Source organism: Amycolatopsis sp. WAC 04169 (assembly GCF_003947535.1).
Taxonomy (GTDB): Bacteria; Actinomycetota; Actinomycetes; order Mycobacteriales; family Pseudonocardiaceae; genus Amycolatopsis; species Amycolatopsis keratiniphila.
In genome coordinates, this window is the sequence record NZ_QHJI01000012.1 from 281,634 (window position 1) to 301,656 (window position 20,023).

General features: G+C 66.7%; 19 protein-coding genes and 1 tRNA gene. 15 read left to right on the forward strand and 5 right to left on the reverse strand.

Annotated features, from left to right (window positions below; genetic code table 11):
* Window positions 1-76: 76 nt before the first annotated feature.
* From DMC61_RS32870 to DMC61_RS32890, 5 genes are all read left to right on the forward strand, one after another.
* Window positions 77-1,003, forward strand: coding sequence for an ABC transporter permease (locus DMC61_RS32870; protein WP_125694151.1), 927 nt, complete (start codon window positions 77-79; stop codon window positions 1,001-1,003).
* Window positions 996-1,949 (forward strand): ABC transporter permease, encoded by a 954-nt coding sequence (locus DMC61_RS32875; RefSeq protein WP_063277669.1) that lies wholly within the window; start codon window positions 996-998, stop codon window positions 1,947-1,949. The genes DMC61_RS32870 and DMC61_RS32875 overlap by 8 nt, the downstream gene beginning before the upstream one ends.
* A 6-nt stretch (window positions 1,950-1,955) precedes the next feature.
* On the forward strand, window positions 1,956-2,948 hold the full coding sequence (locus DMC61_RS32880; protein ID WP_016337268.1) for an ABC transporter ATP-binding protein: 993 nt from the start codon (window positions 1,956-1,958) through the stop codon (window positions 2,946-2,948).
* On the forward strand, window positions 2,941-3,939 hold the full coding sequence (locus tag DMC61_RS32885; RefSeq protein WP_016337267.1) for an ABC transporter ATP-binding protein: 999 nt from the start codon (window positions 2,941-2,943) through the stop codon (window positions 3,937-3,939). The genes DMC61_RS32880 and DMC61_RS32885 overlap by 8 nt, the downstream gene beginning before the upstream one ends.
* Before the next feature lie 76 nt (window positions 3,940-4,015).
* On the forward strand, window positions 4,016-5,737 hold the full coding sequence (locus DMC61_RS32890; RefSeq protein WP_125694153.1) for a S8 family serine peptidase: 1,722 nt from the start codon (window positions 4,016-4,018) through the stop codon (window positions 5,735-5,737).
* Window positions 5,738-5,852: 115 nt separating this feature from the next.
* Here the strand turns inward: DMC61_RS32890 and DMC61_RS41825 are convergent, their stop codons facing one another.
* Entirely contained in the window at window positions 5,853-6,359 is a 507-nt protein-coding gene (locus tag DMC61_RS41825) for a hypothetical protein (RefSeq protein WP_233595038.1), read from the reverse strand.
* A gap of 586 nt (window positions 6,360-6,945) precedes the next feature.
* Window positions 6,946-8,442: a S10 family peptidase gene (locus tag DMC61_RS32900; RefSeq protein WP_125694157.1), complete on the reverse strand. Its 1,497-nt coding sequence runs from the start codon at window positions 8,440-8,442 to the stop codon at window positions 6,946-6,948.
* A 28-nt stretch (window positions 8,443-8,470) separates the two neighbouring features.
* Here DMC61_RS32900 and nfi point away from each other — a divergent pair, with 28 nt between their 5' ends.
* The 6 genes from nfi (at window position 8,471) to DMC61_RS32930 (ending at window position 13,325) form a co-directional block, all read left to right on the forward strand.
* Entirely contained in the window at window positions 8,471-9,151 is a 681-nt protein-coding gene (gene nfi / locus DMC61_RS32905) for a deoxyribonuclease V (RefSeq protein WP_125694159.1), read from the forward strand.
* The gene (locus DMC61_RS32910; protein ID WP_125694161.1) at window positions 9,148-9,840 is read left to right on the forward strand and encodes a uracil-DNA glycosylase; all 693 of its coding nucleotides are present in this window, start codon (window positions 9,148-9,150) and stop codon (window positions 9,838-9,840) included. Before nfi ends, DMC61_RS32910 begins: the two co-directional genes overlap by 4 nt.
* 84 nt (window positions 9,841-9,924) lie before the next feature.
* A complete protein-coding gene (locus DMC61_RS32915; protein ID WP_005155795.1) occupies window positions 9,925-11,253 on the forward strand; it encodes an NAD(P)/FAD-dependent oxidoreductase in 1,329 nt (442 codons plus the stop codon).
* Window positions 11,254-11,432: 179 nt separating this feature from the next.
* Window positions 11,433-11,506, forward strand: a tRNA-Leu gene (locus tag DMC61_RS32920).
* A gap of 81 nt (window positions 11,507-11,587) precedes the next feature.
* The gene (locus DMC61_RS32925) at window positions 11,588-12,823 is read left to right on the forward strand and encodes a sulfite oxidase (RefSeq protein ID WP_125694163.1); all 1,236 of its coding nucleotides are present in this window, start codon (window positions 11,588-11,590) and stop codon (window positions 12,821-12,823) included.
* Between the two features lies 1 nt (window position 12,824).
* On the forward strand, window positions 12,825-13,325 hold the full coding sequence (locus tag DMC61_RS32930; RefSeq protein ID WP_125694165.1) for a winged helix-turn-helix domain-containing protein: 501 nt from the start codon (window positions 12,825-12,827) through the stop codon (window positions 13,323-13,325).
* Here the strand turns inward: DMC61_RS32930 and DMC61_RS32935 are convergent.
* A complete protein-coding gene (locus DMC61_RS32935; protein WP_125694167.1) occupies window positions 13,312-14,505 on the reverse strand; it encodes a type I restriction endonuclease in 1,194 nt (397 codons plus the stop codon). The two genes, DMC61_RS32930 and DMC61_RS32935, sit on opposite strands and share 14 nt — an antisense overlap.
* A 248-nt stretch (window positions 14,506-14,753) precedes the next feature.
* Between DMC61_RS32935 and DMC61_RS32940 the strand changes: the two genes are divergently transcribed.
* Both DMC61_RS32940 and DMC61_RS32945 read left to right on the forward strand, forming a co-directional pair.
* The gene (locus tag DMC61_RS32940; RefSeq protein WP_125694169.1) at window positions 14,754-15,590 is read left to right on the forward strand and encodes an alpha/beta fold hydrolase; all 837 of its coding nucleotides are present in this window, start codon (window positions 14,754-14,756) and stop codon (window positions 15,588-15,590) included.
* The gene (locus DMC61_RS32945) at window positions 15,590-16,174 is read left to right on the forward strand and encodes a hypothetical protein (RefSeq protein WP_125694171.1); all 585 of its coding nucleotides are present in this window, start codon (window positions 15,590-15,592) and stop codon (window positions 16,172-16,174) included. Before DMC61_RS32940 ends, DMC61_RS32945 begins: the two co-directional genes overlap by 1 nt.
* Here DMC61_RS32945 and DMC61_RS32950 read toward each other — a convergent pair.
* Both DMC61_RS32950 and DMC61_RS32955 read right to left on the reverse strand, forming a co-directional pair.
* Window positions 16,147-16,794 carry a response regulator transcription factor gene (locus DMC61_RS32950; protein WP_063277657.1) on the reverse strand — a complete coding sequence of 216 codons (648 nt, stop codon included), beginning with the start codon at window positions 16,792-16,794 and terminating at the stop codon, window positions 16,147-16,149. The two genes, DMC61_RS32945 and DMC61_RS32950, sit on opposite strands and share 28 nt — an antisense overlap.
* Window positions 16,795-16,824: 30 nt before the next feature.
* Entirely contained in the window at window positions 16,825-18,024 is a 1,200-nt protein-coding gene (locus DMC61_RS32955) for a sensor histidine kinase (protein WP_199750151.1), read from the reverse strand.
* A gap of 223 nt (window positions 18,025-18,247) precedes the next feature.
* Here DMC61_RS32955 and DMC61_RS32960 point away from each other — a divergent pair, with 223 nt between their 5' ends.
* Window positions 18,248-18,799, forward strand: coding sequence for a DUF4190 domain-containing protein (locus DMC61_RS32960; RefSeq protein ID WP_043849170.1), 552 nt, complete (start codon window positions 18,248-18,250; stop codon window positions 18,797-18,799).
* 76 nt (window positions 18,800-18,875) lie between these two features.
* Window positions 18,876-20,003, forward strand: coding sequence for an acyl-CoA dehydrogenase family protein (locus tag DMC61_RS32965; protein ID WP_125694173.1), 1,128 nt, complete (start codon window positions 18,876-18,878; stop codon window positions 20,001-20,003).
* Window positions 20,004-20,023 lie beyond the last annotated feature (20 nt).

Consider the following 20,023-nt stretch of genomic DNA (forward strand, 5'->3'; position numbering starts at 1 on the left):
TGCCGGCCGGGAGCGCACCGCTCCCGGCCGGCCGGACCCACGGCTCCCACCACGCGATCCCCAGGACGGCACGCCCATGCCCCAGTACATCCTTCGACGCCTACTTCAACTCATCCCGGTCTTCTTCGGCACGACGTTCCTCATCTACGCCCTCGTGTGGGCGGTGCCCGGTGATCCGTTCGCCGGCAAATGCGGCCAGGTCGCCTGCCCGCCCGCCTACATCGAGATGATGACGGCGAAGTTCAACCTCGACGATTCGATCTTCGTCCAGTACTTCAAATACCTCGGCAACCTGTTCACCGGCGACTGGGGCGAGACCTTCAACGGCAACTCGGTCGGCGAACTGATCGGCAACGCCTATCCGGTGACCGTCCGGCTCGCCCTCATCGCGGTGGCCATCGAAGCGATCATCGGCCTGTCCGCGGGTATCCTGACCGGCCTGCGCGGCAAGGGTTTCCTCGACAACCTCGTGCTGATGTCCACCACGTTCCTGATCTCGATCCCGGTGTTCGTCACCGCGATCGTGCTGCAGATCGTCCTCGGTTCGGAACTGGGCATCATCGACGCGAGCGTGTCCGAGGACGCCACGATCGGCGAACTGATCGTGCCAGGAATCGCGCTCGGCAGCCTTTCCATGGCCTACATAGCCCGGCTGACCAGAACGAGCATCGCGGAGAACCGGCACGCCGACTACGTCCGCACGGCCGTCGCGAAAGGACAGCCGCGCAGCCGCGTCGTCGGCGTGCACCTGCTCCGGAACTCGGTGATCCCGGTGCTCACCTTCATCGGCACCGACATCGGCGCGCTGATGGGCGGGGCCATCGTCACCGAAGGCGTGTTCAACATCAACGGCATCGGCGGGCTCATCTTCCGCGGTATCCAGAACCGGGAGGGCGCCACCGTCACCGGCGTCGTCGTCCTGCTGGTGATGGTCTACCTGCTGGTGAGTCTCATCGTCGACCTGCTCTACGCCGTTCTCGACCCGAGGATCCGTTATGACTGACCCCAATGTGGCCGGCGGCGTGTCCTCTGTGGACGTCGCCGGTGCCGGTGTCGCCGACGATTCCGCGGAGGCGCACAAACCGCGCAGCCTCGGCGGCGACGCCTGGCGGATGTTGCGCAAGCGGCCGTCGTTCATCATCTCCGCCGTCATCATCGCGCTCGTCGTGCTCATCGCGATCGCGCCCGACCTGTTCAGTTCCCGGCCCGCCGGGTTCAGCGATCTGCTCCACGCCAACGAAGGACCGTCCGCGGACGCCTGGTTCGGCTACGACAACCAGGGCTACGACGTCTATGCGCGGACCATCCACGGTGCGCGGGCGTCGCTGCTGGTCGGTGTCTTCGCGACGATCCTGACGATCCTGATCGGCTCGGTGGTCGGGATCATCGCCGGGTACTACGGCCGTCTCGTCGACAGCCTGTTCTCGCGGGTGGGCGACATCTTCGCGGCGCTGCCGTTCGTGCTCGGCGCGATCGTCATCCTGACCACGTTCAACGCGCCCGGCTCGAACCCCGGCGTGGTGACCATCATCGTGCAGGTGGTCGTCTCGATCGCCGCGCTGAGCTGGCCGGTGGCGATGCGCATCATGCGGTCGGCGACGCTGGTGGCCAAACAGCTCGACTACGTCAAGGCCGCACGCGGCCTCGGAGCGAGCACGCCGCGCATCGTGTTCCGGCATCTGCTGCCCAACACGGTCGCGCCGGTGCTGGTCTACGGGACCATCGCACTCGGCGCGTTCATCGGCGCGGAAGCGACACTGGCGTATCTCGGTGTCGGTGTGCGGCCACCGGTCGTCTCGTGGGGCGTGATGATCAGCGACGCCCGGGACTACTTCCGGGTGAATCCGCACATGCTGTTGTTCCCCGCCGGGTTCGTGACCATCACCGTGCTCGCCTTCGTCATGCTCGGTGACGGGATCCGCGACGCGCTCGACCCGAAGGCCCGGTGATCGGCCGTGACCGACGAATTGCTGCTGGAAGTGGAAGACCTCCACGTCGAATTCCGCACCTCCGACGGTGTCGCGACCGTGCTCAACGGCGTCGACTACTCCGTGCACGCCGGGGAAACCCTTGCCGTGCTGGGAGAATCGGGCTCCGGCAAGAGCGTCACGGCGCAGACCGTGATGGGCATTCTCGACAGCCCGCCCGCCGTCGTCACCGGCGGCGCGGTCCGTTACCGCGGCGAGGATCTGCTCACCGCCACCGAAGAGCGGCGGCGTGAGGTGCGGGGCGGGGAGATCGCGATGATCTTCCAGGACGCGCTTTCGGCGTTGAATCCCGTGTTCACCGTGGGATTCCAGATCGAGGAACAGTTGCGGGTGCGGCTCGGCATGTCCAAAAAGGACGCGCGCAAACGGGCGATCGAACTGCTCGACATCGTGCGCATCCCGGCGGCCGCCCGCCGGGTCCGCGAGTACCCGCACCAGTTCTCGGGCGGGATGCGGCAGCGCGCGATGATCGCCATGTCGCTCGCGCTCGACCCGGATCTGCTGATCGCGGACGAGCCGACGACCGCGCTCGACGTCACCGTGCAGGCCCAGATCATGGACCTGCTGGCCGAGATCCAGGCCGAACGGCGGATGGGGCTGATCCTGATCACCCACGACCTGGCGGTGGTCGCCGAGGTCGCCGACCGGATCGCCGTGATGTACGCGGGCCGGATCGTCGAACAGGCCGACGTCGCCGAGTTGTTCCGCTCGCCGGGGCATCCCTACACCGAGGCGTTGATGGCCTCGTTGCCGCGGCTCGACCTCAAAGGACAGACGCTGGAGACCATCAAGGGCCTGCCGCCGAGCCTGCTGAACGTCCCGCCCGGCTGCCCGTTCCATCCGCGCTGCCCGCGGGCGGAAAGCCGGTGCGAGACCGAACGGCCCGCCCTGCACAGTCTCGGTTTCGGCCGGGTCAGCGCCTGCCACTTCGCCGACGAGGTGGTGAGCGGCCGTGTCTGAGCCCATTCTGCGCGTCGAAAACCTGGTGAAGTACTTCCCGGTGCGGGCGGGGATCCTCTTCAAACGCACCATCGGGCACGTGAAGGCCGTCGACGGGGTCTCCTTCGACCTGATGCCCGGGGAAACGCTCGGCGTTGTGGGGGAGTCCGGGTGTGGCAAGTCCACGCTGGCCCAGGTGCTGATGCGGCTGGAGGAACCCACGGGCGGGCTCGCGACCTTCGAAGGCCGCGACATCTTCGCGTTGCGGGGAGCGGAACTGCGGAGGCTGCGGCGCGAGATCCAGATCGTGCTGCAGGATCCGTACACCTCGCTGAACCCGAGGATGACGGTCGGCGACATCATCGGCGAACCCTTCGAAATCCACACCGAGGTGGCGCCGAAGGGGTCGCGGGCGGCGAAGGTGCGGGAGCTGCTCGACGTCGTCGGGTTGAACCCGGAGCACATCAACCGCTATCCGCACCAGTTCTCCGGCGGACAGCGCCAGCGCATCGGGATCGCGCGGGCGCTGGCGTTGCGGCCGAAGGTGATCATCTGCGACGAACCGGTTTCCGCGCTGGACGTTTCGATCCAGGCGCAGGTGATGAACCTGCTCGGTGAACTGCAGAAGGAATTCGGCCTTTCCTATGTGTTCATCGCACACGATCTGTCCGTTGTCCGTCACCTTTCCACGCGAGTCGCGGTGATGTATCTCGGCAAGATCGTGGAAATGGGGACGGAAGAGGAGATCTACGAACATCCGTCGCATCCCTATACGCAGGCGCTGCTGTCCGCGGTGCCGGTCGCGGATCCGGCGTTGCGCGGGCAGCGGCAGGTGATCCGCCTGGAAGGCGACGTGCCGAGCCCGCTGGATCCGCCGTCCGGCTGCCGGTTCCGCACGCGGTGCTGGAAGGCGCAGGACATTTGCGCCGATCAGGAACCCGAATTGATCACCAGGGCGGGTGGGCATTTGTCTGCCTGTCATTTCGCGGAGGAGAAAACCGTCGTCCCCTGACTTTCGTAGGGACTTCGTTGATACGTGGCCATTGCTGACGTAGTTTGCACGAATAGTTTTCTTCAGGAGGCAGGAAGTGAAAAAGCCAAGATCTCTCGTGATCGCGCTCGCGGTACCGCTGTTCGGCGCGATCGTCGCCGCGCCGACGGCTTCCGCGCAGCCGCAGCTTTCCGGTGCGGCGACCGAATTCTCCGTCCTGGCCCGTGAAGGCCAAAGCGTCGCTTCGGTGGAAAGGGCGATCCGCGCCGCCGGGGGCACCGTGGTGACGAGCAACGCCGCGGTCGGCCTGATCACCGCGACCGCGCCCGCCAACGGTTTCGCCGAGCGGGTCTCCGCGGACCGCGCGGTTTTCGGTGCCGCCAAAGCGAAGGCGATCGGCACCGCGCCGAAGCAGGGCAAGGTGAAGGACAAGCCGGGTGCCGTCGAGAAGGAGGGCCGCGGCGGCGCGTCGGCCAAGAAGCCGGTGCAGGCGAACGCCGTCGGCATGGACCCGCTCGACGATCAGCTCTGGGGCCTCAAGTCCGTCCGGTCGGACCTCTCGCGTACCAAGCAGCCGGGTGACAAGCGGGTGAAGGTCGGCGTCATCGACACCGGCGTCGACGGCAGCCACCCGGACATCGCGCCGAACTTCGACCGCGCGGCGTCGCGGAACTTCACCAAGGACATCGTCACCGACGTGAACGGCGCCGTCGTCGACGGGCCGTGTGAGTTCCGCAGCTGTGTCGACCCGGTGGACCACGACGACAACGGGCACGGCACGCACGTCGCCGGCACCATCGGCGCGGCCGCGAACGGTTTCGGTGTCTCGGGGGTCGCCCCGAACGTGACGCTGGTGAACCTCCGCGCCGGGCAGGACTCGGGCTCGTTCTTCCTGCAGCCGACCGTGGACGCGATCACCTACGCCGGCGACGCCGGTGTGGACGTCGTGAACATGAGCTTCTTCACGGATCCCTGGCTGTACAACTGCACCGCGAACCCGGCGGACTCGGCTGAGCAGCAGGCCGAGCAGCGCACCATCATCGAGGCGACGACCCGCGCGCTGAACTACGCGCACCGCAAGGGCGTCACCCAGGTCGTCTCGCTGGGCAACCAGCACAGCGACCTCGGCGCCCCGCAGCCCGACGCGTCGAGCCCCAACTACCCTTCGAACAGCACGCACCCGCGGCAGATCGACAACGCGAGCTGCCTCTCGCTGCCCGTCGAGGGCCCGCACACGATCGGTGTCTCGTCCTTCGGCCCGTCGCAGGCGAAGGCGGACTACTCGAACTACGGCGTCGAGCAGATCTCGGTGTCCGCGCCCGGTGGATACTTCCGTGACTACTTCGGCACCCCGTGGCACCGCACGAACGAAAACATGATCCTTTCGACGTACCCGCGCAACGTCGGTGTCGCGGAAGGCATGATCGACGCGGACGGGAACCTCACGCCCGACGGTGTCTCCGCCGGTATCCAGAAGGCGACCGCCGCCGACGGCCGCGTCGGCTACTACCAGTGGCTGCAGGGGACGTCGATGGCGTCGCCGCACGCTTCGGGTGTCGCCGCGCTGATCGTTTCGCAGTACGGCAAGGGTTCGCGTGACTTCGGGATGAACCCGGACGCCGTGCAGCGGGTGCTCGAAGGCACGGCTTCGGACATCGCCTGCCCGGTGCCGCGGACCGTCGACTACCTGAAGGAAGGCCGGGACGCTTCGTTCACCGCGACCTGCACCGGTGACGCTTCGTTCAACGGCTTCTACGGCCATGGTGCCGTTGACGCCTGGTCGGCCGTGACGCGCGGTTCCCAGTACCTGCGCGGCTGATCCCTTCGGTTCCTTAGGCGTCGCTTTGGTACGTGTCGCCTGGGTTGTGTGTCATGAAAGGGTCGTTCAGGACGTTTTATGTCCTGAACGACCCTTTCATGACATCGGGGCAGGATCAGGCGGACCGTTTCCGGGCTGGGACGACGGTCACCGGCGGCCTTGGTCGAGCGGAGGCCCATTTGCGCGCGGCCCTCAGGTCACGGATCACGCCTTGAGGATCGGAGCGCAACTTGCTCGGTAGAGTCTGCACCACGACGATTCCGCTTGCCGTGTAGCGGTTGTTCCGCTCGACGGTCTTCGCGAAGAGCGCGCCCTTCTGGTGGAATTCCCAAGAATCGACCTCCCAGGCCATGGCGACTTCGTCGTCCCAGAAATCGGACATCGCGATGAACCGGCCGTTCTGATCGAAGACCTTGACGTTGCACATCGGTTCGGGAAGGCCAGCGCTTCGCCAGAGCGCGACGGCGTCGAGCTCCGGCACGGAGCGAACGTCCTCCGTCAGTCTGCGCAACACCGATCTCGGCAGCGCGGTACCTCGTCGGCTCCCGGAGTCCAGCTCGGTCACGAGATCGTGATGGTCGCACAGACCTGATTCGAGAGCTTCGAGCAAGGTGGCGCTCACCAGGTCGAAGTCACGTACGCGACGGAGACCGTCCAAAACCGCCCGACTCGGCGGAGCGACAGGTACGCCGTCGAGGACGACCGGTTCGGGAAAGTGCTTCGTTCGTTCGACGATCGTGAAGTTCGCGCTTGTGAACTTGTGGTCCTCCGGGACGAGCACATGAACCGCTCGGGTCCGGAGTGTTGCTGACAGTCCATAAAGACGGAGCGCCTCGAACCCGGTCACCATGCCGCGGTGATCGCAGTGCAGGAGGGCGGCTTCGATGCGCTGACGCGTCGTCGGAGGTGTTCGGGACAAGAGCACGATCCCTGGCAGCAGGTGCGTCCATGGACCGCCGGGTTGGCATCTGCGATAGGTCGTGCGCTGCGGCACGCCCAACTGTTCGAGCCGCCAAGCCGTGATCACACCGTGGCTGCTGTGCTCGAGTAGTAGGGATTGGGTCTGGAGGAGCTTTGAAATGGTCATGTCGGGAATGATCGATCCGACCCCCGACAGAATTCGCTACGGATATGTCATGAAAGGGTCGTTCAGGACGAAAAACGTCCTGAACGACCCTTTCATGACACTTGGAGAGCGGAGGGGGCGGCTACCTGCCCGAAGCGGCCTTGATGAACTTCGCCAGGTCCTTCGCTTGCCGCACCCGCGACTCCTCGTGCACGTACATCATGTGCCCGGCCGGGTAGTACGCTGTGTCGATGTTCTCCCGCAATTCCTCGGGAATCTGAAGGCGCGCCAGCACGTGCTCAGAAGCGAAGTACGGCGTCGCGCCATCGTAGTGACCGAAGGCGACATGCACCCGAAGATGCGGGTTCGCTCGCATGGCGGAAGCGAGCGAGTCCACAGAGGACACCGAGCGTCCCTCGAAGTCCGAGTACGACCAGGCCTTGAAGACGTCCGTCGAGAGGATCTCGTACGGCAGGTCGTTCTCGTAGCCGAGTTCGGCCCGCACGTAGTGGTTGAGCCCGCCCGTGTAGGCGCCGATGATCCGCGAGATCGACGGGTCGTCGCTCATGTGCTCACGGCCGCCGTCGGGCTCCCAGGTGGTGAACCGGCCGTCCATCCGCCCGACGACCAGGCCCTTGTCCCGCAGCAGTTCGGTGAAGTAGCGGACGTGTTCGATCCGCAGGTTCACCCGGTCCACATAGGACTCGCTCAACCCGGTCAACGAAGCGAGCGTCGCCACGGCCTCCGCTCGGTCCTGTGTGGACAGACGAGCGCCGCGGGCGAGCGCCCAGGGGAGTTCCTTGGCCGCGAAGTCTTCGGCGTCGGCCAGGACGTCGTCGAGCGGCCGGTCGCCGTGGAGACCGTGGTAGTGCGCAATCGCCGCGTACGTCGGCACGTAGAGCGAGTACGGCAGGTCGTTGCCCTCGGTGAACCGCAGGGTGCCCAGATCCAGCACGGACGAGATCAGCAGGAGCCCGTTGAAGTACATCCCGTGGCGTTCCTGCAGATGCGACGCCAGCCCGGCCGCGCGAAGCGTGCCATAGGACTCGCCCGCCAGGAACTTCGGCGACAGCCAGCGCTGTTTGCGCGAGACCCACAGCCGGATGATCTCGCCGATGGACTCGATGTCGGCGGTGTACCCGTGGTACTCCTTGGCCGCCTCGCCGTCCACGGCGCGTGAGTAGCCGGTCGACACCGGGTCGATGAACACCAGGTCGCTGTGCGCCAGCAGGGTTTCCTGGTTGTCGGTCAGCCCGTAGGGCGGCGCGACCGGGTCGTCGACATCGCCCGAAAGCACGCGGCGCGGGCCGAGCAGGCCCATGTGCAGCCAGACACTCGCCGAGCCGGGCCCGCCGTTGAACGCGAACGTGACCGGGCGCGAGCCGGGCTCCGCGTCGTCGAGCGTGTAGGAGGTCAGGAACACCTCGGCCTTGGCTTTGTGGCCTTCGGACTTGCCGTCGGTGATGACCTCCTTCCGCAGCACGATCCGCCCGGTCTGGGCGGTGTACGCGAGCTTCTTGCGCTTGAGCGTCAGCGTGTGCTTCGTGGTGACCAGGTCGTCGGTCGGTTCGACCTTGGTTTCCACCGACGGGGTGTCCTTCTCGTCGGCGGCCTTCGAATCGGGATTGGTGTCCGGCATGCCTCCAACTTACTGGCAGTCTGTAGGTGTGGACATCGTCACGGCGCATGATCGCCCGGGCACGCCCCGGCAGGCGATCGAGATCCAGGAAACCCTGCGTGGCCTGGTCGATCTCGAAGATCGCTGTCCACAAGAGATCGCCACGGTCACCGGGCTGGACGTCGCGTACGACGAGGGCAGCGGCCTGATCGCCGCGGCCGCGGTCACCCTCGAGACCTCCGGATTCCGCGTCGTGGAAAAGCGATCGGTCGTTTCCCGGATTTCGTTCCCGTACGAACCGGGCCTTTTCGCGTTTCGTGAGCTTCCTCCGCTGCTCGACGCCCTCCGCGCGCTCGAACACGTTCCGGATCTGCTGGTCTGCGACGGGCACGGCCTGGCGCATCCGCGCCGGTTCGGGCTCGCCTGCCATGTCGGCGTCGTGACCGGCCTGCCGTCCATCGGGGTCGGCAAGACCCGCTTCATCGGTGAACACGACGAGCCCGGCGGTGCCCGTGGCTCGCGGGCACCCCTGCTGGACGAGGGCGAGGTCGTCGGCGCGGTCCTGCGCACCCAGGACGACGTGAAACCGGTTTACGTCTCCGTCGGCCACAAGATCTCGCTGGACAACGCGTGCCGCCAGGTGCTGCGGCTGGCACCGGCGTTCCGTCAGCCGGAGACGACCCGGCACGCCGACCGCCTCGCCCGCGACACACTGAAAGAAGCGTCATGAGGTTCCGTTCACTCGCCGAACTCGACGCCGAGGTCGTGGACTGCCGTGCCTGCCCGCGGCTCGTCGCCTGGCGCGAGGAGATCGCCGTGGTCAAACGGGCGGCGTTCGCCGGCGAGACCTATTGGGCCCGGCCCGTGCCCGGCTTCGGCCCGCCGGACGCGTCGCTGGCCATCGTCGGCCTCGCTCCCTCCGCACATGGCGCGAACAGGACCGGCCGGTTGTTCACCGGCGACCCGTCCGGTGACGTTCTCTTCAAGGCGCTTCACCGGGTCGGTGTCGCGTCGCAGCCGACGTCGACCCATATAGGTGACGGGCTGGAGCTGCGAGGCACCCGGATGGTCTCCCCGGTGAGATGCGCGCCACCCGCGAACAAGCCCACACCTGAGGAGCGGGAGACCTGCCGATCGTGGCTCGCGGCCGAGTTCGCGTTGCTGAAACCGACGCTGAAGGCCGTCGTGGTGCTCGGCGCGTTCGGCTGGCAGGCGTTGCTGCCGGTGCTCGCGGAGGCGGGTTGGCCCGTGCCGGCGCCACGCCCGAAATTCGGCCACGGAGTCGAAGTGGAACTCGGCGACCTGCGCCTTTTCGGCTGTTACCACGTGTCGCAGCGCAATGTCCAGACCGGCCGCCTGACGCTTGACATGGTGTGCGACGTCCTGGCCTCCGCGACCTCGGTGGCTGGCCTGAACTGAATCGGTGCGGAAACCGTGGCGACGCTGGTCACAGCCGGATGGGGTCTGCGAGCGATCTCAGCTGATGGGTGCGACTATAGAAATATGGCTGGTGTTAAGTCGGAACCGACACGGATCCTCGTCCTTGGTGGTGGGTACGTCGGGCTCTACACGGCGTACGGGCTCCAGAAGATGCTCCGGGCCAACGAAGCGTCCGTGACGGTCGTTGATCCGCAGCCGCACATGACCTATGCCCCCTTCCTGCCCGAGGCGGCGGCCGGTGCGATCGAACCGCGGCACGTGGTCGTGCCGCTGAGGCGCGTGCTCAAGCGCTGCCACGTGCTCACCGCGCGCGTGACGAAGATCGAGCACGAGCGCAAAGCCGTGACGGTCGAGGCCGCCGACGGGCACGTCGAGCAGCTGAACTACGACGTCCTCGTGGTCGCGCTCGGTGCCGTCGCGCGCATCCTGCCGATCCCGGGCCTGGTCGAGGAGGGCATCGCCTTCAAGACCATCGGCGAAGCGATCTACCTGCGCAACCACGTCATGACGAAGCTGGACGAGGCCGCCAGCACGCTCGACCCCGAGCAGCGCAAGCGCTTGCTGACGTTCACCGTCGTCGGCGGCGGGTTCGCCGGTATCGAAGCGCTGGCCGAGCTCGAGGACATGACCCGGTTCGCGGTGGAGAACTACTACCCGAACCTCAAGGTCGAGGACATCCGCTGGGTGCTCGTCGAGGCCGCCGGGCGGATCCTCCCCGAGGTGCGCGAGACGCTCGGTGTGTACACCGTCGAGCAGCTCGAGAAGCGCGGCATCGAAGTCTATTTGTCGACAGCGGCGAAGTCGTTCGAGAACGGCCACGTCGTGCTCTCGGACGGCACCGAATTCGACACCGACACGATCATCTGGACCGCGGGTGTGAAGGCGAACCCGGTGCTCGCCAGCTCGGACCTGCCGCTGGACAAGCGCGGCCGGGTCGAGGCCACCGCCGCGATGCAGGTCGTCGGGCACCCCGACGTCTGGACCGCCGGTGACAACGCCGCCGTGCCGGACCTCTCGCGCACCGAGCAGGACCCGACCGCGACCTGCCCGCCGAACGCGCAGCACGCCGTCCGTCAGGCGCGTCTGCTGTCGAAGAACATCATCAAGGTGATCCGCGGCGGCAAGCCGAAGGACTACTACCACAAGAACCTGGGTGCGGTGGCCAGCCTCGGCCTGCACAAGGGTGTCGCCGACGCGCTGAACCTGAAGATCAAGGGCTTCCCGGCCTGGCTCTTCCACCGCGCGTACCACCTCAAGGCGATGCCGACATGGAACCGCAAGATCCGCATCCTGTTCGACTGGATGCTCGGTGGCCTGTTCCGGCGCGAGGTCATTTCGCTCGGTCAGATCAACAACCCGCGCGAGGAGTTCGACCGGCTGTCGAAGTCCTGACTTCGTAGTTCCGTGAAGGCCTCCCTCCTTACCTTGAGCGTAGGGAAGGAGGCCTTCACGGCGTTTAAGGTGTGCCGGTGGGTCTTGGCGCTGCTGCTGTCCGCCAGTAGAAGTACCGCCAAGCCGACAAGGCGAACTAGGTCATCACCTCGCTCGGGGCATCGCCTAGGCTGACCCGTGCCCCGGTAGCCCAACTGGCAGAGGCAGTCGACTTAAAATCGACACAGTGCGGGTTCGATCCCCGTCCGGGGCACGTACGGCATTCCGGACCTGAAGAGTTCCGCTCTGTGGACATGCTGGTCCGCGTGGTCGGCCGCTGCCGACAATGACCCACATGACCGGAACCGGCCTGACCGACGAAGCCACCTACGACCGCACTCGGATCGAGCAATGGCGGGCGGGGAAGGCGCTGTCGCGGCGCGGGATGCTCCGGCTGACGGCCGGCGGCTCACTCGCGCTGACGGCGTTCGGCGCGCTTCCGTCCGGGACGGCGTCGGCGGCCACACCGATCGTGAAGCCCCTGCCGCCGGAGATCTTCGAGGTCTACGGCACCAACGCGGAGACCCGCTGGGAAGCGATGAGCGGCCAGGGCTATCTGACCCCGGTCGAACGGTTCTTCGTGCGGAACCACACCGCCACTCCGACGATCGACGTCGGCACTTGGCGGCTGAAGCTCTTCGGGACCGGGCTCAGCGGAGGGCCGGTCGAGTTCAGCTACCGAGACCTGCTCCGGTTCCCTTCCGAGACGATCACTTCCGCCATCGAATGCGCGGGCAACGGACGGAGTTACTTCACCAGCCAGCAAGGGCAATCGGTGTCCGGCACGGCGTGGAAGCTCGGCGCGATCGGCGTCGCGCGCTGGCGTGGTGTCCGGCTTTCCACGGTGCTGGCCAAAGCGGGCCTGACGCGGCACGCGGTGGACGTCCTGCCGGAGGGGCTGGACGCCGATTACGTCACCGGCGGGGTCAACCTGGGGAAGGTGCGCCGTCCTTTGCCGGTCGCGAAAGCGTTGCAGGACGTTTTGCTGGCCTACGAGATGAACGGACGCCCGCTCCCGCCGGACCACGGCTATCCGGTGCGACTCGTCGTGCCGTCCTGGGCCGGGATCTCGTCGATCAAATGGTTGGGGCGTATCGAAGTCTCCGAGACGCCGCTGGTGTCGCCGTGGAACACGCAGTACTACCGGCTGCTCGGGCCGGGCTATCCCGCGGAGGGCACGCTCGTGACCCGGCAGGTGGTCAAGAGCGCGTTCGAATTGCCCTGGAACGCCGAGTTCGCGGCGGGCGGCAGGCAGGTGCTGCGCGGCCGCTCGTGGTCGGGCAACGGCCGGATCCGGCGGGTCGACGTCGATACCGGAAATGGTTGGCGGCAGGCGAAGTTCGTGGGAGCGGCCGCGGATCGAGGGTGGCAGCGCTGGGAGATCCCTTGGCGCGCCGGTGTTCCCGGTGTCCATACGCTGCGGGCGCGAGCCACCGACATCACCGGTGCCACCCAGCCGGAGGTCACCCCGCACAACACGCAGGGCTACCTGTTCGACGCCGTCGTTCGGCATTCGGTCCGGGTGGTGTGAGATGACCCAGTCGGTCGCGGTGAGCTTCGAGCCGACCGTCGAGCTGACCCTGGCGTTGCGGGTGAACACCGACTCCGAGCACGCCGCGACGATCGCCGCGCGCCTGCTTGAGTCCTTTGAGGACACTGTCGGCGTGACCTTGACGGCACGGACCGTCCGGACAGGCCAGGTCGTCGAACTCGCCGGCCGGTCCGGTGAGTCCGCCCCGCCGCTGCGCATCGAGCCGGATTCGCGGCGGGTGCTGCTGCGCGGCGAGGTACTGGAGTTCACCAGGCTCGAGTTCGACCTCCTGCTGTTCCTGAGCCGGAATCCGGACCGCGTCTTCGACCGCATCACGCTGATGGAGCGGGTGTGGGGCCTGTCCGGCGGCAACGTCCGGACCGTGGACGTCCATGTCCGCAAGATCCGGGGCAAGCTGGAGCCGGTGCTGACACCGATCGCGACGGTGCGCGGGGTCGGTTACCGGTTCGACGGGGCGGGTCAGGTGCTCATCGCGGACTGAGCGACGAATCCGCGCCGTTCGACACTGTGCCTTCGGCCGTCCTGGGTTCGGCAGTGGCTGCAGAGTTGTACCGGGTCACGGTCTTCCGGAGGTGGTCTGCATGCTGGTAGATCTCCTCGACTGTCGTGATGGGGATGCGTGTCTCGACCTTGTTCTCGTCGAAGACGCCGAGGTACTTCTTCGAACGGTTGAACCACAGGCGTGCGATCGGCTTACGATTGTTGTCGTCAAGCAGGACGCCGAAGTAGGTCTTCGTATCGCGCGCGATGATCCTGGCTGCCGGAACCTCTCGGCAGACGATCGCGCGGACGATCCGATAACCCTCGAGCTCTTCTTCGGTCGTCACCACATCCCCGTTGCTGTCACGGGTCCGTGCTTCCGCCGGAGCCTCGGGGGAGTCCTCGGCGGGAACTTCCTGATCGGAAAGATTGGGCGCACCGGCTGAAACGCTGACGAAGGAATCGGGCCCGCCCAGCGCGTTCTTCAGGCGGTCGTTGACCTGCTCGTTGAGGAACTGCCGGGCCGCCTTGTCCACAAGTGGGGCGAACTGGTCGCGCACTCGCTGGGTGAAGGAGCCTTCGTAAACACGGCCTGCCAAGAACTTCACCCACTCGTCCTCGGGTGTCTTGAACTGGGTCGCGAGGATCCGCTTGATCTGGCCGATGTACTTGAGTTCCTCGGCGGCACTGATGACCGAGTCCAGGTTGAAGGACTCCTTGCTCAACTTCGCGAGCTCGGGAATGAGCGTCTCGTCGATATCTGAAAAATCGAGTACCAGAAAGGGTTTCGCGTCCATTCTGTTCGGCGCGTCCAGATCGGTGTAGAACTGGTAGACTTCGCCGTTGGTGAGGATGGCGATCCTCGCATTGGTCACGGCGAAGTAGCGGAAAAGCTGGGAAGCGTGCTCGATCCGAAGCGGATCGTTGATCTTCTTGGCCTCGACGAGTACCTGCACCTGTCCGTCGTGCACGATGGCGTAGTCGATCTTTTCGCCCTTTTTAGTGCCGACATCAGCCGTGAATTCGGGGATGACTTCCGCGGGATTGAAGACGTCGTATCCAAGGACCGTACTGATGAAGGGCATCACGAAAGCGTTTTTGGTAGCCTCTTCCGTCTGGATGTCGGCCTTGTGCTTCCGGATTTTCAGAGCCAGAGCCTGTGCGCGCTCTGCGATCTCCATAGTGATGCCCTCCATATGACACGTTCCTCGGTGCGCGATGCCCGCACCTTCCCCAGTGGCTCTCGCCGCGTTGCGGGACCTAGGTCGTAAATGGAAGCTCTCGCGTTACATCTCGTGACTCAATGGAGATGTCGGATGTCAACATGATCGTCCGGCAACCCCGACAACGGATCACCAGGAACGCGACGAGTCATGTGCTGGGCCTCACGATCGTCGACCGGCAAAGCCGGGATGTCAGGATACGAACCGTGAATCCCACTTACGTCCTGGTCCACGGTTCCAACAGCGCCTCGTTCACCTGGGGCCCGCTGCAACGCGAGCTCGCCCTGCTCGGGCACCGCACGCTGGCCGTCGACCTTCCCGGACACGGCTTCGCCGCCGGTTTCCACGCCGCTTACCAGGCACCGCAAGACCTCGAAGAGCTGGCCACGGCGCCGTCGAACCAGGCAGGCGCCACGTTGGCCGAGGCCGTCGAGCAGGTGGTGGACGTCGTGCGCAAGGTCGCCGAGCACGGTCCCGTCATCCTGGTCGGGCACAGCCGCGGTGGGCTCGTGCTCACCGGCGTCGCGAACGCCGTCCCGGAGTTGATCGACCGGATCGTCTACATCTCCGCGTGGTGCTGCGTCGACGCGACGGTGGGCGAGTACATGCAGGGGCCCGAGTACGCGAGCAGCGCGCTCAACGACGTCGGCGGGGTCGTCGTCGCGAACCCGGCCGAGCTCGGCGCGCTCCGGATGAATTGGCGCACCGCCGATCCCGCGCTGCTGGCCGCGTTGAAGACCGCGATGATCGAGGACGGCACCGAGCAGGAATTCTTCGCCTACCTCAACACTCTTGAGCCGGACGAGAGCCTCGACGCCGGGACCGAACTCGCCGACGCCGCCACTTGGGGCCGGATCCCGCGCACCTACATCAGGCTCACCGAAGACCGGTCGATGCCACTCGCGCTGCAGGACCGTTTCATCAAGGAGGCGGACGCGCTCACCCCGGGCAACCCGACCGACGTGCGGTCACTGACGAGCAGCCACGTCCGGTTCCTCATGCACCCGCAGGAGGCCGCAGCCCTCCTCGCCGGGCTCGCGTGATGACGGACGCGCGGTTCACCAAAGGGCATCTGATCACCTTGCTGATCAGTTCCGCGATCGGCGTGGGATTCGGTGCCGGATGGTGGTTCTTCGGCGCCTCCTCCGTCGCCGACGGATCGACGCCGCTGGTCGTCGTGGGCATCGTCGCGGTGCTGGGTTTGGTGGGCTGGCTCGTCCTGACCGCCCGCCGCGGCGCCGGGCTGCCCGCGGGCGCCGGCCGGGAGGAAAGCCCGTTCGGCAAGCGATACGGGATCGCCGTGCTGCTCATGCTGGTGGGGATCTTCGCCGGGGCCAGGGTGCTCTCGGCGGTCTTCGAGGTTCCCGAAGCCGTGCCCGCGTGGGTGCTTTTCGTGGTCGGGCTGCACTTCCTGCCGTTCGCGAAGTTGTTCGGCTCTCGACGTTTCCTGGTGCTGAGCGCCCTGTTGTGCGCTGTGGCCGCGCTGGCCGCCGTGCTCGCAATCGCGGGCTGGGCCGCGGCCTGGCAGCTAGTGCCCGGCTTCGGAGGTGCCGTGGTGCTCTGGGGGACGGTCGCCGCCGGGCTGCTCGCGACGGAAGGTCAGGGAGCGACTAGCCCGGCTTCGTAGGCGAAGATCGTCAGCTGGACCCGGTTGGTCGCGTCGAGTTTCGCGAAGATCCGGGTGATGTGGGTCTTCACCGTCGCCTCGCTCAGGTGCAGTTCCGCGCCGATTTCGGCGTTGGTCCAGCCTTGCGCGACGGCGGTGACGATCTGCCGCTCGCGTTCGGTCAGGGTGCCCAGCCCGGCCCGCGCCCGATGGCGGCGCGGGCTCGTCCTGGTCGCGACGAAATGCCCGATGAGTTTCCGCGTCGTCCGCGGCGACAGCATCGCCTCGCCCGCCGCGACCACGCGCACCGCGTCGATGATCTCCTGCGGCGAGCCCTCCTTCAGCAGGAACCCGCTGGCGCCCGCGCCGAGCGCGTCGAAGACGTACTCGTCGAGGTCGTACGTGGTGAGCACGAGGACCTTCGGCGGGTTGGGCAGCGCGGTGACCGCGGCGGTCGCGGTGAGGCCGTTCATCCGCCGCATCCTGATGTCCATCAGCACGACGTCGGGCGCGTGCATGGTCACCTTCGGCACGGCCTCGTCCCCGTCACCGGCTTCCGCGACGACCTCGATGTCGCCCGTGCTGGAAAGGATCATCGACAAACCGGTTCGCACGAGCGGGTCGTCGTCGACGAGCAGCACTCGCAGTGGGCGCTGGTTCACCCGGACAGGTTAGTGGTGTCCCCACGGTAGCCAAGCCCGGACGGCGAATGTGCGCTCTTCGGTGGGGCCCGCGCTGACGTTGCCGCCGACCAGCGTGACTCGTTCGCCGATCCCCGTCAGCCCCGCGCCCGCGCCCGGCGGTTTTCCGGTCGCGGCGGTCGCGGCCAGGGGATTGACGACCTCGACGGTGAGCCCGTTCCCGGGCCCGCCGCGAACCGAAACCTCGGCCGTCGCACCCGGAGCGTGTTTCAGGATGTTGGTCATCGACTCCTGGACGATCCGGTACGCGGTCGTGCCGAGCAAGGCCGGCGCGCCGCCCGCGTCGTCGAGCAGGATCGTCACGTTGACCCCCAAACCGGCCCGGCGGGCGTTGGCGACCAGTTCGGGGATGTCCGCCAGCGTCGGCTGCGGCGGCTCCGGATGGATTCCGTTCTCGCTGTTTTCGCCGAAACCCTGGCCATCGCGGAGAACCCCGATGACCTGCCTCAGATCTTCGAGCGACTGGCGCGCGGTCGTGCGGACGGTCTTCGCCGCTTCCGTCGTCGCGGGTCCCTTGCTGACCTCGAGCGCACCGGCCTGCAGCGACAGCAGCGAGAGCCGATGCCCCAGGACATCGTGCATCTCGCGCGCGATGCGGGTGCGTTCCGCGCGGCGGGTCATTTCGGCGCGGAGTTCCTCTTCCTTGGCCTCACGGATCGCGAGCGTGTCCTGCATCCCGCGGACGACCCCGACGGTGAGCGGCACGGCCGTCATCACGACGGCGACCGTCAACGTCCCCATCAGTTGTACGGCGGAGAACTGCTTGCCGACGAGCTGCCCCGCGACGGTCACGTCGGGATGGCGGTTGGCGTCGCCGAACAACGCCCACGCGGTGGCGACGTAGACCAGGACGGACGCGGTCCACAGGACGCGGTCGCGGCGGCGCGCGGCCAAGGCGGCGAGTGCGACCAACGCGGCCAGCGCGTCGGACCGGAAACAGAGCGGCGGCACTAAAGCGATGCCGAGGACGAGTTCCGGCCATTTGTGCCGCCAGCAGAGCATGACCGCGGCCGCGATCCCGGTGAAGAAACCGAGCGTGGACCACCACGTCGGGACGAACGATTGCGTCGCCGGAAGGTAACCCTGGGCGCTGAAGACGAAAATGCTGCTGATCACGCATGCCGCGACCGCCACCACGGTGAGCACCACACCGAGCACACGCCTTGCCATGCGGCGAGCGTACGCAAACCCGCTTGGCCGGCCGCATCAGCGGAACCGGTCCTTCACGACGCGTGAATTACGACTTTCGTCGTAACGGGTTCGCGCGCCGAGGACGACGCGGGCGCCTCGCAGTCGCTGGTTATATGCCGCCTCGTTCATCCCTTTGGAAAGGAAAACCCCCGTGACCCAGCAAACCCCCTACACGCCGGCCCCGCAAGCCCCCGCCAGCCCGATGCCGCCCCGCAACGGCATCGGCGTCACGGGCTTCGTCCTCGGCCTGGTGGGGCTGGTCTTCTCCCCGATCCCGTTCGTCGGCGTCATCGCCTGGCCGCTGGTGATCCTCGGCCTGATCTTCTCGATCATCGGGCTGATCCGCGTCAAGAACGGGAAGGCCTCCAACAAGGGGCTCTCCATCACCGGTATCGCCTTGTCCGCGCTCGGTCTCGTGGTCTGCATCGTGTGGATCTTCGTGTTCAACGCGGCGGTCAACGAGGTCAACAACGAGATCAACCGCACCGCGAAGGTTTCCTACGAGGTCACCGGCGACGCGACGAACGTCGAGGTCATCTACGGCGAGGTCCTCAACCCCGTCACGGAGACCGTCCCGGCGCTGCCGTGGAACAAGGAAGTCGAGAACAAGGGCGTCTACAAGGGCGGGACGCTCACGGTCACCACCGGCGAGACCGGTGGATCCGTCACCTGCAAGATCACCGTCGACGGCGCGGTGGTTTCGACCAAGACCGCTTCCGGCGAATTCGCGATGGCCGCCTGCACCGGAGTGTGACGGTCGGACCGTGAAAGGCCTCCTTCGCCATTCTCGGGTGGCGAGGAGGCCTTCGCGATTCCGGCATGATGCGGTCATGACCGAGCCCGCCCATCCGTTCGCCCCGCCCGCCAACGAACGTCATTGGATCGAAACCGTCACCGAATTGGCGAAGGACTTCGCCGCGAGTGCCGCCGAGTTCGACGAAACGGCTGAGTTGCCCATCTCCAACCTTCGTGCCCTGCACGCGACCGGACTCGACAGGGCGACCCTGCCCGCGCAGTTCGGTGGTGAGGACCTCAGCTATCGGACCTACGGCGAAATCGTCCGGATCCTCAGCGCGGCCTGTTCGTCGACAGCGTGTATCTGGGTGATGCACATCGGCGCCGCCGTCGGGCTGGCCCAATTGTCCGCTCCCGATGTCGGCCGCTTCTACTCCGAAGAGCTCATCGACGGCAAGCGCTTCGCCAACGCGCTGTCGGAACCCAGCAGCGGCAACATGTTCCTGATGCCGCAACAGGTCGCCGAACCCGTCGATGGCGGGTATCGGCTCACCGGCGCCAAACGATTCGTCTCCGGTTGCGAGGTCGCCGACCACTTCCTGGTCAACGCGCTCGTCGGCGGTGTGCCCACGTTCTTCGGCGTATCGCCGGACGACACGATGAGCTTCGTCCCCATCTGGGACACGATGGGACTGCGCGCCAGCCGAAGCCAGCTCGTCTCGTTCGAAGGCACCGTCCTGCGAGAGGACCGCCGGTGCCCGCCCGCGACCGTGCAGCGGCCGAACCACATCGCGGCGGGTCTCGCCTTCCTGTCACTGGGGATCGCCGACGCGGCGGAGCAAGCGCTGATTTCGCATGCCCGGAGCCGCGTCATCCCCGCGACCGGGGAGCCGCTCGCCGGAATGCAATGGCTGCAATTCGAAGTCGCGGACGTCCATGCCCGTCTCGAAGCGTCGCTCATGTACGCCCGGAACATGGCGTGGCTGGCGGATCAGAGCTCGCCGGAGTTCCTGCCCGCGACCATGACGGCGAAGGTGCTCGCGAACGACATCGCCCGCGATGTCGCCCAGGTGGCACTGAAAGCAGGCGGAGGTTCGGGCTTCCTGCGCACCTCGCCGATCCAGCGGCTGTTCCGGGACGCGCAGGCGGGCGGGCTGATGGCCTATTCGGCCGAAGTCAGCAAGGACCGGATCGGGAAGACCGTGCTCCTGCCGCAGGACTGACCTCGGATGGCCGGCCGGGT

Excerpts from the sequence above, each read along its gene's own strand:
- DMC61_RS32955 (WP_199750151.1), bottom strand. The coding sequence starts at position 18,024 with ATGGCAAGGCGTGTGCTCGGTGTGGTGCTCACCGTGGTGGCGGTCGCG.
- DMC61_RS32925 (WP_125694163.1), top strand. The coding sequence starts at position 11,588 with ATGACCGGAACCGGCCTGACCGACGAAGCCACCTACGACCGCACTCGG.
- DMC61_RS32930 (WP_125694165.1), top strand. The coding sequence starts at position 12,825 with ATGACCCAGTCGGTCGCGGTGAGCTTCGAGCCGACCGTCGAGCTGACC.
- DMC61_RS32900 (WP_125694157.1), bottom strand. The coding sequence starts at position 8,442 with ATGCCGGACACCAATCCCGATTCGAAGGCCGCCGACGAGAAGGACACC.
- DMC61_RS32945 (WP_125694171.1), top strand. The coding sequence starts at position 15,590 with ATGACGGACGCGCGGTTCACCAAAGGGCATCTGATCACCTTGCTGATC.
- DMC61_RS32915 (WP_005155795.1), top strand. The coding sequence starts at position 9,925 with ATGGCTGGTGTTAAGTCGGAACCGACACGGATCCTCGTCCTTGGTGGT.
- DMC61_RS32965 (WP_125694173.1), top strand. The coding sequence starts at position 18,876 with ATGACCGAGCCCGCCCATCCGTTCGCCCCGCCCGCCAACGAACGTCAT.
- DMC61_RS32875 (WP_063277669.1), top strand. The coding sequence starts at position 996 with ATGACTGACCCCAATGTGGCCGGCGGCGTGTCCTCTGTGGACGTCGCC.
- DMC61_RS32870 (WP_125694151.1), top strand. The coding sequence starts at position 77 with ATGCCCCAGTACATCCTTCGACGCCTACTTCAACTCATCCCGGTCTTC.
- DMC61_RS32935 (WP_125694167.1), bottom strand. The coding sequence starts at position 14,505 with ATGGAGATCGCAGAGCGCGCACAGGCTCTGGCTCTGAAAATCCGGAAG.
- DMC61_RS32960 (WP_043849170.1), top strand. The coding sequence starts at position 18,248 with ATGCCGCCCCGCAACGGCATCGGCGTCACGGGCTTCGTCCTCGGCCTG.
- DMC61_RS32910 (WP_125694161.1), top strand. The coding sequence starts at position 9,148 with ATGAGGTTCCGTTCACTCGCCGAACTCGACGCCGAGGTCGTGGACTGC.